The organism is Streptomyces sp. NPDC001980, assembly GCF_040296885.1.
Taxonomy (GTDB): Bacteria; Actinomycetota; Actinomycetes; order Streptomycetales; family Streptomycetaceae; genus Streptomyces.
The window spans coordinates 106285-120061 of the sequence record NZ_JBEOYD010000007.1; the positions used below are offsets into that span (position 1 = coordinate 106285).

Sequence of the window (13777 nt, forward strand, 5' to 3'; positions counted from 1 at the left end):
GCACGACACCCGAGGGAGAGACCCCATGTACCAGCAGATGATCTTCGTGAACCTGGCCACCGACGACGTCGCCGCGTCGCGGAAGTTCTTCACGGAGCTCGGCTACTCGATCAACCCGCAGTTCAGCAACGACGACTGCTCCTGCGTCGTGATCAGCGACACGATCATCGCGATGCTGCTGAGCAAGCAGCGCTACGCCGACTTCACGAAGAAGGAGATCGCCGACTCGACGAAGACCAGCGAGGTGCTGATCTGCCTGAGCGCGGAGAGCCGCGAGAAGGTCGACGAGCTGGTGGAGAAGGCGGTCGCGGCCGGCGGCACGGCGAACGACGACGTCCAGGACCAGGGCTTCATGTACGGCCGTTCCTTCGAGGACCTCGACGGCCACAGCTGGGAGGTCGTGTGGATGGACCCGGCGGCGGTGCAGGGCTGAGCCCGCGAAGCGTAATCCCTGTGCCTGGCATGGGCCGAGCGGACGAGCCCGGCCCATGCGGCCCACGGCGCCTTCACGACAGGTCGGTCGGCGCCGGATTCCACTTGTACTGCACGTCGTCCTCGTTCTTGAGCAGCACTCCGGCCTGCGCCATGCGGTCAAGAATGTCCAACAGCATGTCTCCCAGGGGATATCCGTCGATCCAGAACATCCGCTTCACCGAGGAGAACGTCTGGTCACGCGGAAAGACGCCCAGAAAGACACCGAGCCGGTACGCCGCGACGTCGTCGTCGAGCCAGTCGGCCAGCACATCCTTGAGCTCCATGCCGTCTTCCAGTCTCCAGACCAAGTCCTCACCACCAATGGGTCCGTCCGGGCGGTCTGCCCGGCGCCGCTGCTCTTCCATGCCTTCGACTTCCGTCAGGAACGCCTGGACCTCCTCCATGGACTGGGCGTCGACGGCCATCCAGTCGCCCTGGGTGGACTGGATCCGGCCGTTGTAGCCGTCGGGTGACACGCCGTTCTCGTCCGGCCCGAGCATGACGTGGAACCTGTTGTCGCGTTCCTGCCGTCCGGCCAGCCCGCGCGAGGAGAGCACATTGCCCCTGATGACCCAGAGCGGGTCCTTGGACTGACCGCCCGGGAGCCAGTTCGGCCGTCTCGAATAGTGCATCTTCGACAGATCGTCCTGGGTGGTCGAGAGACCCGGGGGCGTGTCCGCGCCGTCGTCGACGACGATGTTCCCGTCCTCGTCCAGATTGTCCTCATAGTCCGCTGGTCGGCCTCCCAGGGTGCGTCCGCGTGCGACGGCTACTCGGGCGGCGGCACATCGACGTCGTCCCCGGTGAACGACCCCTGCACCACGACCGTCGACCAGTACCGCTCGGCGGTGAACGACTGGCTGCGCAGCTACAACCTCGGTGGCTGGTGGGACACCCCGCCCGTCTTCGTCACCGACGTCGACTCGGCCCTGGCCACGATCGACACCACGAACGGCGAGGAGAAGCTGGCGCCCGGCGCCGACAGCTTCGATCACATCAACCCGAAGCCGGCGGGCATCGGCGCCATCGTCGGCGCCTACAACTCTCCGCACAACTCCTGGAACCTGGACGACGGCGACGGCGACGGCTACACCTTCGCCAACGACACCGCGCCCACCGACACCGCCTATGCGACGGCCGACTCCACGGTGGGCAACAATCCGCTCACTCTGAGCGGAGGCACCACCTGGACCAACGACACGACCCGCGGCGAGGTGCTGAGCCTCGACGGGACCAGCGGCTACGCCGCCTCCGCCAGCAGCGCGCTGAACACGACCGGCAGCTACTCCGTCTCCGCGTGGGTCGACATGTCCTCCCTGCCCAGCCACAACGCCACCATCGCCGCCCAGGACGGCGCCCAGACCAGTCCCTTCATGCTCCAGTACAACGACTACGCCGGCACCCCCGGCTGGTCGTTCAGCCTCAGCAAGAGCGACACCGCCGGCACCGACTTCTGGAACGCCTACGCGGCCGGCGCCACCGCGGGCACCTGGACACAACTCCTCGGCACCTACGACGCCACCACCCAGACAGCCAAGCTGTACGTCAACGGCACCCTCGCCGCCACCGTCACCGGTGCCACCTCCTGGAGTTCCTCCGGTGCCTTCACCGTCGGCCGGGGCCGGTACAACGGCGCGGCCACCGACTTCGTGCCGGGCGCCGTCAGCCACGTCCAGGCCTGGAACTACGCCCTCACCCCCGAGGAGGCCGACGCGCTGAACCGACAGCTGCTGTGAGGCCGCCCAGGCACCACTGATCGCCCCGCCGCGGCCGGGAGACGGATGTCTCCCGGCCGCGGTGCGGGGCTGATGCCTAGCATGGGCGGGTGCATCCGACACCCGCCCAGCCGCACCCCGTCCAGCCAGGCTCCGCGCCGCAGCACCGGGCCGCCCGCGACCGTGAGATCGAGTCCCTCGCCGAGTTCGACGAGGTCGTCGCCGCGCACGGCACGCTCGCCCAGTACCGCGTCCAGGCCGTCGATCTGACGGGCCGTACGGACGTTCTGCTGACCACCGACACCACCGGCGCCGTCTTCCTCGGCTGCCCGATGTCCCCCGAGGCCGCCGCCCGGGCCGGCGCGTCCGGCGCCCTGGTGTTCCCGCCGGTCCCGGACCTCCCCTTCGATCCCTACCGCGCCTTCGTCTACACGCCCGATGAACTGTTCGACTCGCTCGACGCGGGCTACGAGGCGACCCCGGACGCCCGCTCGTACGCCTGGTTCCAGCAGACCAAGGCGGACGGCGACATATTCGGCTCGATGCTGCGCTCCATCCACGACGACGCGGTCTCCGACGCACTGGACGAACTCCTCGTCGGCGCCCGGGTGGTGGGCGTGATGGGCGGGCACTCGATGGCGCGCGGCACCGCGGAGTACGCCGGTGCCGCCCGGCTCGGCCGGGAGCTGGCACGGGCCGGCTTCACGGTGGCGACCGGCGGCGGCCCGGGCGCGATGGAGGCGGCGAACCTGGGCGCGTACGCGGCGCCCTTCGACGACGGGATGCTGGACGAGGCGCTGGAGCTCCTCGCCAAGGCACCGTCGTTCCGGCCGTCCGTCACCGACTGGGCGCGCGCCGCCTTCGAGGTCCGCGAGCGCTGGCCGGACGGCGGCCCGTCGGTCGGCATCCCCACCTGGTTCTACGGCCACGAGCCGCCGAACGCCTTCGCCGCGCACATCGCCAAGTACTTCGCCAACGCCACCCGCGAGGACGGCCTGCTGGCCCGCTCCAACGCCGGTGTGGTGTTCCTGCCGGGCGCCGCCGGGACCGTCCAGGAGATCTTCGACAACGCGACGCCCAACTACTACGAGTCACGGGGCGAACCGACCCCGATGGTGCTCGTGAACGAGGCGCACTGGAGCGAGAAACTGCCGGCCTGGCAGCTGCTGACCTCGCTCGCGGGGGAGCGCGCGATGGCGTCCCGTATCGCCCTGGTTGACCGGATCGAGCAAGCTTCACAAGCGCTGAAACGTCTCAGCGATTAATAAGCAGGCAAAGTCAACGCCCGTGGACCGCATATGCATTGACACTACTTACGGAGCGCTTATAGACCTGTGAGCCTCTAGGGGATTCTGATGCCTCACCTCACGGTTGCGTCAATTCCCTCACTACCCCCCGCAGTTATGCACTCAGTAAGGACAAACGTGTCCATATCCCGCCGCAGTGCACGTCGTTCCGTGCGCATCCTGGGTGTTGCCTCCGCGTCGGCCGCGCTGGTCCTGGGCGTCTCCAGCAGCGCCCTCGCGTGCAACATCTCCGAGTTCTCCGCCGAAGCCACCTGCGACGGCTCCAACGGTGTCATCAACGTCAAGGACATCGACGCCTCAGGTACTCCGGCCACCATCACCGTCTTCCTCGAGAGCAACGGCGCCGACGCGAAGCAGGTCGGCGACGCCCAGACCGTCAAGGGCTCCAAGGCAGGCACGACGGTCACCTTCTCCGAGGACTGGGCGCCCGACGCGACGTACCGCGTCCACGTCAAGGTCGACAGTGGCAAGATCCAGATCGACACGGACATCACGCCCAACCTGACCACCCCGTCGACGGCGTGCAAGTCCACCCAGAGCTCCAGCCCCTCCCCCTCGGACACGACCACCCCGTCGCCGTCCGCCACGGAGACCACCCCGGCCGAGTCGGACTCCCCGACCCCGTCGGCCTCGGACAGCACCACCGCCCCGGCGACCACGTCGGACAACGCCCCGTCCCCGGCCGTCGGTGAGTCGAACCTCGCCGAGACCGGTGCGAACTCCAACACCGGCCTGATCGCCGGTATCGCCGCCGCGCTCGTGGTGGTCGGCGGTGGCGCCGTCTGGTTCGGCATGCGCCGTCGTGGGGCGCACAGCGGTAACTGACGCGCCGCTCACCCGTACACCGTCGAGGCCCGTCCCCGTATCCCCGGGGGACGGGCCTCGGCCGTACCGGCGAAGCCCTCAGTCCAGTACGACGGTCTCCGCCGCGTCGAACTCGACGCCCACCGCGTCCCCGGCCTCCGGCGCCGCCCGCAGCGCGCAGGCCGCCTCCAGGCGGGGCCCGTCCTGGGGCTGGAGGTGGACGGTGACATGGGTGCCCTGGAAGGTGCGGGCGGCCACCGTGCAGGGCAGCCCCGCGTCGGCGGCGACGAGCCGTACCCCCGCCGGCCGCACCAGCAGCGTCCGCGGGCCCTGCGCCGAGCCCTCGGGCACCGGCAGCTTCCCCCACGGCGTCACCGCGACCGTTCCCTCGACGGTCGCCGGGACCACGTTGCCGAAGCCGAGGAAACGGGCCACGAACTCGTCCGCGGGCCGTTGCCAGACGTCCAGGGGCGTGCCGGACTGGGCGATCCGCCCGTCCCGCATCACCACCACCCGGTCGGCCAGCGCGAACGCCTCGCCCTGGTCGTGCGTCACCGCCAGCACGGTGGTGCCCAACCGCCCGAACAGCTCCCGGAGTTCGACCACGAGCCGCTCCCGCAGCGAGCGGTCGAGCTGCCCCAGCGGTTCGTCGAGCATCAGCAGCCGGGGCCGGGGCGCCAGCGCCCGCGCGAGCGCGACCCGCTGCTGCTCACCGCCGGAGAGCCCGGCGACGGCCCGCCGGGCCGCCCCCGGAAGTCCCACCAGCTCCAGCAACTCGCCCACACGCTCGGCCTGTTGCGCTTTTCCGGCGCCCCGCATCCGAAGCCCGAAGGCCACGTTCCCGCCCACGTCCCGCTGCGGGAACAGCTGGTGGTCCTGGAACATCAGCCCGACGCCCCGCCGGTGCGCCGGCACCCGCGCCTGGTCATGGCCGTCAAGCAACACCCGCCCGGAGCCGAGCGGTTGCAGCCCCGCCACCACCCGCAGCAATGTCGACTTGCCGCTCCCGCTCGGCCCGAGCACGCACACCACCTCGTGCTCGGCCACCTCCAGGCCCACGGCGTCGAGCACGGCCCGCCCGCCGAACCGCACGGTGGCCTGCTCCAGTTCGAGAAGCGGCATCAGAACTCCCCCGTCCGGTCGGTCCGCAGCCGCTCCAGGACCAGCAGCGCCACCGCGCACACCACCATCAGAATCGTGGAAAGGGCCATCGCCTGGCCGTAGTTGAGATCTCCGGGGCGGGACAGCAGCCGGGCCACGGCGACCGGCAGGGTCGGGTTGTCGGGCCGCGCGATGAACACCGTCGCCCCGAACTCCCCCAGCGACACCGCGAACGCGAAGCCCGCCGCGATCAGCAGCGCCCGCCGCACCAACGGCAGATCGACCTCCCGCCACACCCGCCAGGGCGACGCCCCGAGCACGGCCGCCGCCTCCCGCAGCCGCGCGTCCACGGCACGCAGCACGGGCAGCATGGTCCGTACGACGAAGGGCACGCCGACCAGCGCCTGGGCGAGCGGGACGAGGATCCAGGACTGGCGCAGGTCCAGCGGCGGCTTGTCGAGTGCGATCAGGAACCCGAAGCCGACCGTCACCGCGGACACCCCGAGCGGCAGCATCAGCAGCGCGTCGAACCCCCGTACGAGGCGCCCCGCGTCCCGCCGGGCCAGCGCGGCGGCGGCGAGCCCGCCGATCACCACCGCGACGGCGGTGGCGACGACCGCGTACTGCAGCGAGTTGACGACCGACTCGATCGGCGCGACCAGGAAGGTCCCGCCGTCGGCATCGCCCAGCGCCCGGTAGTACCCGAACCCGCCGTCCAGCGACCGCCTCACCAGCACGGCCAGCGGCAGCACGAGGAGGACGGCGACGGTGGCGAGGACCCCGCCGAACAGCGTCCACTGCCCGGCCCCGCGCGGCCGGCGCGCCGTCCCCGCCGGGTCCACCAGCCTCAGCGCGCTCTCCCGCCGCCGTACCGTCCACGCGTGCACGGCGAGGATCGCGCCGACCGCGGCGAACTGCACGAGGGTGAGGACGGCGGCCGTGGAGAGGTCGAAGATCTCGGAGGTCTGCCGGTAGATCTCCACTTCGAGGGTGGAGAACGTCGGCCCGCCGAGGATCTGCACCACGCCGAAGGAGGTGAAGGTGAACAGGAAGACCATCAGCGCGGCGGCGGCCACGGCGGGCGCGAGCGCGGGCAGGGTGACCTTCCGCCAGGCGCCGAGCGGAGACGCGCCGAGCATCCGGGCGGCCTCCTCCTGCCGCGGGTCCAGCTGGGCCCACAGCCCGCCCACGGTCCGTACGACGACCGCGTAGTTGAAGAAGACGTGCGCCAGCAGGATGGCCCAGACGGTGGTGTCGAGCCGTACGCCCCACAGCTCGTCCAGCAGGCCGCCCCGCCCGACGAGCGCGAGGAACGCGGTCCCCACCACCACCGTCGGCAGCACGAAGGGAACCGTCACCACGGCCCGCAGCACCTGCTTGCCCGGGAAGTCGAGGCGGGCGAAGACATAGGCGGCGGGCAGCGCGGCCAGCAGGGTGAGCGCGGTGGAGGCGAGCGCCTGCCAGGTGGTGAACCAGAGCACATGCCGGATGTCGGACTGCGCCACCACATCGGCGATCCGGCCGAACCGCCACACCCCGTCGACCCTCAGCCCGCGCGTGACGATCGCCGCGACCGGCCAGGCGAAGAAGACGGCGAAGAACGCGACCGGCCCGAGCATCAGCCCGAGCCGCGCCGCGCTCCCGCGCCGGCCGGCTGCTGCGGCTACTTCAGTACGAGTGACGTCCACGTCTTGACCCACTGGTCACGGTTGGCGGCGATCTTGTCGGGCGCCATGGTCTCGGGATCCTGGGCGGCGGGCCCGTACTCGGTGAACTCGGCAGGCACGCTCGCGCCCGTCACCACCGGGTACACGAACATGTTCAGCGGCATGTCCTCCTGGAACTCCTTGGAGACCAGGAAGTCGATGAGCGCCTTGCCGCCCTTGGTGTTCCCCGCGTTGCTCAGCAGCCCGGCGAACTCGATCTGCCGGAAGCAGGTGCCGGTCGCGACGCCGGTGGGCGCGGTGCTCGGCTTCGGGTCGGCGTAGATCACCTCGGCGGGCGGGGAGGAGGCGTACGAGACGACGAGCGGCCGGTCGCCCCCCGCCTTCTTCCCGCCGGCCGAGCCGGAGAACTCCTCGTTGTAGGCCTGCTCCCAGCCGTCGACGACCTTGACGCCGTTCGCCTTGAGCTTCTTCCAGTAGTCCTGCCACCCTCCCTCCCCGTACTGCGCGGCGGACCCGAGCAGAAAGCCGAGCCCCGGCGAGGAGGTGGACGCGTTCTCGGTAACGAGGAGGTTCTTGTACTGCGGCTTCACGAGGTCGGCGTACGACGTCGGCGGGGTCAGCTTGTGCTTGCTGAAGTACGCCTTGTCGTAGTTGACGCAGATGTCGCCGTAGTCGATGGGCGTGACGCGGTGCTTGGCCGCGTCGAGCTGGTACGCCGTGCCGACCGTGCCGAGCCCCTTCGCCTCGTACGGCTGGAAGAGACCGTTGTCGAGGGCCCTGGAGAGCAGGGTGTTGTCGACGCCGAAGAAGACGTCGCCCTGCGGGTTGTCCTTGGTCAGGATCGCCTTGTTGACGGCCTGCCCGGCGTCGCCGTCCTTGAGGACCCTGACCTTGTAGCCGGACTGCTTCTCGAAGTCCTGGAGCACGTTCTTGGAGACGGCCCACGAGTCGTGGCTGACCAGGGTGACGGTCTTGGAGTCGGCCTCGGAACCCGACGACGAACACGCGGACAGCGTGACGAGGCCGAGCCCGACGGCCGCGGCCAAGAAGGTCCTTGTGTGCACTGGTGTTTTCCTCCTGGGGTTGACCAGGAAGAGACGCGGCCCTGCCCGCGGTGTGCGGGCAGGGCGCAACAGCTTGAGTGATGACCGAACTTCCTACCCAGAATGACCTGGGCGAGGTTCAGAGGGTCTGCGGCCCGATTGCCGCACTCTCAGCGCTGTGGCGCTCCCCTGTCGGAATATGAAGATGTACCTACGGCCCTCAGATTACCGCTCGGTTGCCGCGAGCTGACCACAGGCTCCGTCGATCTCCTGCCCACGGGTGTCCCGGACCGTCACCGGCACACCGTGCGCCTCGATCGCCTCGACGAACGCCTTCTCGTCCTCCGGCCGCGACGCGGTCCACTTCGAACCCGGAGTCGGGTTCAGCGGGATGAGGTTGACGTGCACGGGCTTGCCCTTGAGCAGCCGCCCCAGCCGGTCCCCGCGCCACGCCTGGTCGTTGATGTCGCGGATGAGCGCGTACTCGATCGACAACCGCCGACCGCTCTTCTCGACGTACTCGAACCCGGCGTCGAGGACCTCGCGCACCTTCCACCGCGTGTTCACGGGGACGAGGGTGTCGCGCAGTTCGTCGTCGGGCGCGTGCAGCGAGATCGCCAGCCGGCACTTGAAGCCCTCGTCGGCGAACCGGTGGATGGCCGGGACCAGTCCGACGGTCGAGACGGTGATCCCGCGCTGCGAGAGCCCGAGCCCGTCCGGCGCGGGGTCGGTCAGCGCCCGGATCGCTCCGACCACCCGCTTGTAGTTGGCGAGCGGCTCGCCCATCCCCATGAAGACGATGTTCGACAGTCGCGCGGGCCCGCCGGGCACGTCCCCGTCCCGGAGCGCCCGCATCCCGTCCACGATCTGGTGCACGATCTCCGCGGTGGACAGGTTCCGGTCCAGCCCCGCCTGCCCGGTCGCACAGAACGGGCAGTTCATCCCGCACCCCGCCTGCGAGCTGATGCACATGGTCACCCGGTCCGGGTAGCGCATCAGCACCGACTCGACGAGCGTGCCGTCGAACAGCCGCCACAGCGTCTTGCGCGTCGTCCCCTCGTCGGTCGACAGATGCCGTACGACCGTCATCAGCTCGGGGAACAGCGCGTCCCTCAGCTTGTCCCGCGAACCGGCCGGGATGTCGGTCCACTGCTCGGGGTCGTGCGCGTACCGCGCGAAGTAGTGCTGCGAGAGCTGCTTGGCACGGAACGGCTTCTCCCCGACCTCGGCCACCGCGTCCTTGCGCTCGGCGGGCGAGAGATCGGCGAGATGCCGCGGCGGCTTCTTGGCTCCGCGCGGCGCGACGAAAGTGAGTTCTCCGGGTGCAGGCATAACCCCTCCAGTGTCGCAGATCCACTGAGGTGGCCCGCGACCGAAGGTCCGGCGGGGTCCAGGGGGCCGGGGGCTCAGCCCCTGACGGTGGTGATGAGGGCGAAGAGGGCGCCGAAGGGGTCGAGGAACATGGCGAAGCGGCCGATGCCCGGTGCCTCGGTGACCGGGATGAGGACGGTGGCTCCGGACTCGGTGGCCCTGGCGAACGTGGCGTCGCAGTCGCTCACCTCGAAGTACGGATGCCATTCCGGCGTCGATCCGGCGTCGAGGTTCTCCTGGGGCAGTTGCATCAGCCCGCCGTGGGCCGCCGTCGCGCCGGCGCCGGCCGGGGTGAGGATCGTGTAGGTCAGTTGCGGGCCCATCGGCACATCCCGCGTCTGCCAGGAGAACACCGACGCGTAGAACGCCTTCGCCGCGCTCGCGTCGGTGGTGTAGAGCTCCGTCCGCGACAGGCTGCCCGGCACGGCGACGAGGTCCAGGCCCTGGGTCTCGCCCGGCTGCCAGACCGCGAAGTCCGCGCCGGTGGGGTCGGTGAAGGCGGCCATGCGGCCGGCGGTGAAGACGTCCGCCGGGGCGACCCGGACGCTGCCGCCCGCCTGCTCCACGGCCTTGGCGGTGGCGTCGGCGTCCGGGGTGTGGAAGTACACCGTCCAGGACGGGCTCGCGCCCTCCTCGGTGAGCGGGCCGATCCCGGCCACCGTCCCGCCGTCCTGCTCGAAGAAGCCGTAGCCGCCCGCCTCCGGTCCCGCCGAGCGGTGCTCCCAGCCGAAGACGGCGGAGTAGAAGGCGGCGGCCGCGTCGGTGTCCGGGGTGCCCAGGTCGAGCCAGTTCGGGGCGCCGGGAACGTAGGTGGTCGTCAGCATGGTGGGGTCCTCCTCGGTCCTCGCCGGTCCTCGCCGGTCACCAGGTCACGGGCAGCGTACGCGGTCCGCGGATCAGGCCCTGGCGCTGGAACTCGACCTCCTCGGGGGTACGGCCGGCCGGATGCCGGGGAAGCGGGCGAGGACCGAGCCGATCATGATCTCGGCCTCCATGCGGGCCATGATCGCGGCCATGCAGTGGTGGGGGCCGTGGCCGAAGGCCAGGTGGGGACCGCCCGTGCGGTCGAAGTCCAGGTCGTCGGGGTCGGTGAAGACGGCGGGGTCCCGGTTGGCGGCGACGTAGGCGTTGTGGACGACGTCACCGGCCCGGATCAGCCGGCCGCCGACCTCGACGTCCTCGACGGCGACCCGCGGGATGCCGACGCCGTTGCGGTGCGGGACGTAGCGGAACAGCTCGTCCACCGCCTTGGGCAGCAGCTCCGGCTCGCGGCGCAGCCGGTCCAGGTGCCTGGGATGGGTGAGCAGCGCGTACATCATCGAGCCGCTGTTGTTGCGGACCGCATGGCCGCCGCTGACCTGGATGGCGGTGGCCAGGGAGATCGCCTCGTCGTCGGTGATCTCGCCGTCCGCGGTGGCCTGGGCCAGCACTCCGGCGAGGTCCTCGCGGGGCTCCTCGCGGCGGCTCTGCAGCAGCTCGGCGATCCGGGCCCGGGTGGTCCGGGCGGCCTCCCGGGCGCGTTCCTCGGCGTCGGGGCCGGCGGAGAGCAACGCCTCGCCGGTCGCCGCCCAGCGGTGCCAGTCCTTCTCGTCGACGCCGAGGAAGTCACGGATCACGGCGATCGGGAAGGGGCCGTGCAGATGCTCCATGAGGTCGGCGGGCGGGCCCGCCGCCTCCATCGTGTCGAGGAGTTCGCCGGCCCTGCGCTCCGCCATCGGCCGCAGCCGCTGCATGGCCCGTCCGGTGAAGGCACGGGCGACGACCCGGCGCAGCCGGTTGTGCCCGGGCGGGTCGATGTACTGCAGGCCGGCCGTCTGGGAGGCCACGGGCGCCGGGCGCATGCTGGTGACGTCGCGGCCGACGACCAGTTCCCGGGAGAAGCGCGGGTCGGAGGTGACGAAACGGACGTCCTCGTACCGGGTGACCAGCCAGGCTTCCCCCTCGCCGTACGCGAGTCTGACGCGGGTGACCGGCTCCTCGCGCAGCAGCTGGTCCAGGAACGGGTCCGGGTCGAGCGCGGGCAGATCGTCGACGGGCCACGACCGCACCGGCGGAGGAGGCGGGGTGGGGGACGGGGTGGAGGCCTGGGACGGGTCGAGAGGCATGGGCACACTCCCTGCGCGTCGGAGGAGACGGCGTCCTCACCGGAAGTCTGCCTCCCACCGGAATGACCATGCGATTTCTGCTGCGTCATCCGGGGCCGACATGCCGTCGAGCCCCCGCCCTGCGAAGGACGGGGGCTCACCTACGACAGCTGTACGCCGGCCGCTGCCGACGCTTGTGTACACCAGCCGAAAGCCGGCGTCCGAGTGGCTCAGCCGCTGCCGACGAACAGCACCATCAGCAGCCACACCACCGGCGCCGTCGGCAGCAGGGAGTCCAGGCGGTCCATGATGCCGCCGTGGCCCGGGAGGAGGGTGCCCATGTCCTTGATGCCCAGGTCCCGCTTGATCATGGACTCGCCGAGGTCGCCGAGCGTGGCGCTGGCCGCGACCGCGAGGCCCAGCAGCAGGCCCTGCCACCAGGTGCCGTCGTCGATCAGGAACTCCATGCACAGCGCTCCCGCGACCATCGCGAACAGCACCGCGCCGACCAGGCCCTCGCGGGTCTTGCCGGGGCTGATGCGCGGGGCGAGCTTGTGGGTGCCGAAGCGCCAGCCGACCGCGTAGGCGCCGGTGTCGCTGACCACCGTGAGGAGCAGGAAGGTCAGCACCCGGAAGGGGCCGTCCTCGGCGGTGAGCATCATCGCGACGAACGTCGCCAGGAACGGGACGTAGAACGCCGCGAAGAGACCCGCCGTGACGTCCTTGAGATAGCCGTCCGGCGGTTCCGTCATGCGCCAGACAAGGACCGCGAGGCCGGTGAGGGCCAGGGCGACCCAGGCGCCCTCGGCCCCCCGCGCGTACCCGGCGACCACCATCGCGGCGCCGCCCAGCGCCAGCGGGACCAGGGGCGCCTTGATGCTCTTGCGCTCCTGGAGCCGGCTGGTCAGTTCCCACAGGCCCACCACGACCGCGATCGCCACGACACCGACGAAGACGGCCTTGACGACGAACAGGGACGCCACGATCACGACGCCCAGTCCGACGCCGACCCCTATGGCCGCACCCAGGTCGCGCCCCGCGCTCTTCTTCTGCGGCGCGGGGGCCGGCTGTGGGGCGTCGGGCATGGGCTCCGGATTCTGCGGCGCCGCCGCGTTGGGCAGGGGCTGCGCCGACGGTGTGTCGTTGCGGAACGTCTCGTCTCGGAACAAGGGGCCGCTCAGCCGAGCGGCCCCCCTGTCACCGTCCTGGTCCGAGCCGTACGCGGGTACGTCGTCGGGCACGATGGGCATGGGGCGAGTCTGCTGCGCGTTCTGCGCATCGTACGCGGGACCCGCCGGGGCGGCTCCCTGGACATGCCCCTGGTCGTAGCCGTGGGCGCGACCGAAGTCGTACCCCTGGCCGGGACCCTGGGCAGGGCCTGCGCCCGCGCCGTACCCCTGGCCGGAGCCGTGGGCAGGGCCGGGGCCGTATCCCTGGCCGGAGCCGTGGTCGTACCCCTGGCCGGTGCCCTGATCGGTCGGTTCCCAGTACCCGGCCGGTGGTCCGGCCTGCCCGGGCTGCGGCCCGGCGTGCGGCGGGGCTCCCCAGGATGAGTCGTTCATCAGACTTCGAGAAGCTCCGCTTCCTTGTGCTTGAGGAGCTCGTCCACCTGTGCGACGTACTTCGCGGTGGTGTCGTCGAGCTCCTTCTCGGCGCGGCGGCCCTCGTCCTCGCCGACCTCGCCGTCCTTGATCAGCTTGTCGATGGCGTCCTTGGCCTTGCGGCGGACGGAGCGGATGGAGACCTTGGAGTCCTCCGCCTTGCCCTTGGCGACCTTGATGTAGTCGCGGCGGCGCTCCTCGGTGAGCTCCGGGAACACCACCCGGATGATGTTGCCGTCGTTGCTCGGGTTGACGCCCAGGTCCGAGTCGCGGATGGCCTGCTCGATGTTGCGCAGGGCCGTCTTGTCGAACGGGGTCACGACCGCCATGCGCGGTTCCGGCACGGAGAACGAGGCCAGCTGGTTGATCGGCGTCGGCGCACCGTAGTAGTCGGCCACGATCTTGTTGAACATCGCCGGGTGCGCACGGCCGGTGCGGATCGCGGCGAAGTCCTCCTTGGCGACCACGACGGCCTTCTCCATCTTCTCCTCGGCTTCGAGGAGGGTCTCTTCGATCACCACTTGCTCCTGCGTGTCTTGAGTAAGGCCCGGCTGCGGTTCCGTTGCGGGGGCGGCGGCCGGCTGCGTCGCGTCTGCTTTCCCTGACGGTT

General features: G+C 70.7%; 13 protein-coding genes. 4 read left to right on the forward strand and 9 right to left on the reverse strand.

Translation table 11 applies throughout. From position 1 onward, the window contains the following. Positions 1–25: 25 nt before the first annotated feature. Positions 26–433 (forward strand): VOC family protein, encoded by a 408-nt coding sequence (locus ABT137_RS12965; RefSeq protein ID WP_123973823.1) that lies wholly within the window; start codon positions 26–28, stop codon positions 431–433. 73 nt (positions 434–506) lie between these two features. On the opposite strand, the gene ABT137_RS12970 is transcribed toward ABT137_RS12965, so the two are convergent. Next, positions 507–1031: a hypothetical protein gene (locus ABT137_RS12970; RefSeq protein ID WP_351706935.1), complete on the reverse strand. Its 525-nt coding sequence runs from the start codon at positions 1029–1031 to the stop codon at positions 507–509. 69 nt (positions 1032–1100) lie between these two features. Here ABT137_RS12970 and ABT137_RS12975 point away from each other — a divergent pair, with 69 nt between their 5' ends. The 3 genes from ABT137_RS12975 (at position 1101) to ABT137_RS12985 (ending at position 4321) form a co-directional block, all read left to right on the forward strand. Continuing rightward, positions 1101–2210 carry a LamG-like jellyroll fold domain-containing protein gene (locus ABT137_RS12975; RefSeq protein WP_351706938.1) on the forward strand — a complete coding sequence of 370 codons (1110 nt, stop codon included), beginning with the start codon at positions 1101–1103 and terminating at the stop codon, positions 2208–2210. Between the two features lie 89 nt (positions 2211–2299). Beyond that, a complete protein-coding gene (locus tag ABT137_RS12980) occupies positions 2300–3454 on the forward strand; it encodes an LOG family protein (RefSeq protein WP_502984507.1) in 1155 nt (384 codons plus the stop codon). 138 nt (positions 3455–3592) lie between these two features. Continuing rightward, the gene (locus ABT137_RS12985) at positions 3593–4321 is read left to right on the forward strand and encodes an LAETG motif-containing sortase-dependent surface protein (RefSeq protein WP_502984508.1); all 729 of its coding nucleotides are present in this window, start codon (positions 3593–3595) and stop codon (positions 4319–4321) included. Positions 4322–4399: 78 nt separating this feature from the next. Here the strand turns inward: ABT137_RS12985 and ABT137_RS12990 are convergent, their stop codons facing one another. The 8 genes from ABT137_RS12990 to frr all read right to left on the reverse strand — a co-directional run bounded on the left by ABT137_RS12990 (position 4400) and on the right by frr (position 13685). Beyond that, positions 4400–5422 (reverse strand): ABC transporter ATP-binding protein, encoded by a 1023-nt coding sequence (locus tag ABT137_RS12990; protein ID WP_351706944.1) that lies wholly within the window; start codon positions 5420–5422, stop codon positions 4400–4402. After that, positions 5422–7020: an ABC transporter permease gene (locus ABT137_RS12995; protein ID WP_351706947.1), complete on the reverse strand. Its 1599-nt coding sequence runs from the start codon at positions 7018–7020 to the stop codon at positions 5422–5424. The genes ABT137_RS12990 and ABT137_RS12995 overlap by 1 nt, the downstream gene beginning before the upstream one ends. Before the next feature lie 44 nt (positions 7021–7064). Beyond that, a complete protein-coding gene (locus ABT137_RS13000; protein WP_351706950.1) occupies positions 7065–8132 on the reverse strand; it encodes a thiamine ABC transporter substrate-binding protein in 1068 nt (355 codons plus the stop codon). A gap of 204 nt (positions 8133–8336) precedes the next feature. After that, a complete protein-coding gene (gene rlmN / locus ABT137_RS13005; RefSeq protein ID WP_351706953.1) occupies positions 8337–9443 on the reverse strand; it encodes a dual-specificity RNA methyltransferase RlmN in 1107 nt (368 codons plus the stop codon). A 74-nt stretch (positions 9444–9517) separates the two neighbouring features. Then, positions 9518–10306 carry a VOC family protein gene (locus tag ABT137_RS13010; protein WP_351706956.1) on the reverse strand — a complete coding sequence of 263 codons (789 nt, stop codon included), beginning with the start codon at positions 10304–10306 and terminating at the stop codon, positions 9518–9520. A 72-nt stretch (positions 10307–10378) separates the two neighbouring features. Then, on the reverse strand, positions 10379–11587 hold the full coding sequence (locus ABT137_RS13015) for a cytochrome P450 (RefSeq protein ID WP_351706959.1): 1209 nt from the start codon (positions 11585–11587) through the stop codon (positions 10379–10381). 209 nt (positions 11588–11796) lie between these two features. Continuing rightward, entirely contained in the window at positions 11797–13128 is a 1332-nt protein-coding gene (locus tag ABT137_RS13020) for a phosphatidate cytidylyltransferase (protein WP_351706962.1), read from the reverse strand. Beyond that, positions 13128–13685, reverse strand: a complete 558-nt coding sequence (gene frr, locus ABT137_RS13025; protein WP_089098486.1) for a ribosome recycling factor — start codon at positions 13683–13685, stop codon at positions 13128–13130. The genes ABT137_RS13020 and frr overlap by 1 nt, the downstream gene beginning before the upstream one ends. Positions 13686–13777: the final 92 nt, after the last annotated feature.

Excerpts from the sequence above, each read along its gene's own strand:
- ABT137_RS12965 (WP_123973823.1), top strand. The coding sequence starts at position 26 with ATGTACCAGCAGATGATCTTCGTGAACCTGGCCACCGACGACGTCGCC.
- ABT137_RS12985 (WP_502984508.1), top strand. The coding sequence starts at position 3,593 with ATGCACTCAGTAAGGACAAACGTGTCCATATCCCGCCGCAGTGCACGT.
- ABT137_RS12990 (WP_351706944.1), bottom strand. The coding sequence starts at position 5,422 with ATGCCGCTTCTCGAACTGGAGCAGGCCACCGTGCGGTTCGGCGGGCGG.
- ABT137_RS12995 (WP_351706947.1), bottom strand. The coding sequence starts at position 7,020 with ATGCTCGGGCCGGTCGCGTTCTTCGCCGTCTTCTTCGCCTGGCCGGTC.
- rlmN (WP_351706953.1), bottom strand. The coding sequence starts at position 9,443 with ATGCCTGCACCCGGAGAACTCACTTTCGTCGCGCCGCGCGGAGCCAAG.
- ABT137_RS13010 (WP_351706956.1), bottom strand. The coding sequence starts at position 10,306 with ATGCTGACGACCACCTACGTTCCCGGCGCCCCGAACTGGCTCGACCTG.
- ABT137_RS13015 (WP_351706959.1), bottom strand. The coding sequence starts at position 11,587 with ATGCCTCTCGACCCGTCCCAGGCCTCCACCCCGTCCCCCACCCCGCCT.
- ABT137_RS13020 (WP_351706962.1), bottom strand. The coding sequence starts at position 13,128 with ATGAACGACTCATCCTGGGGAGCCCCGCCGCACGCCGGGCCGCAGCCC.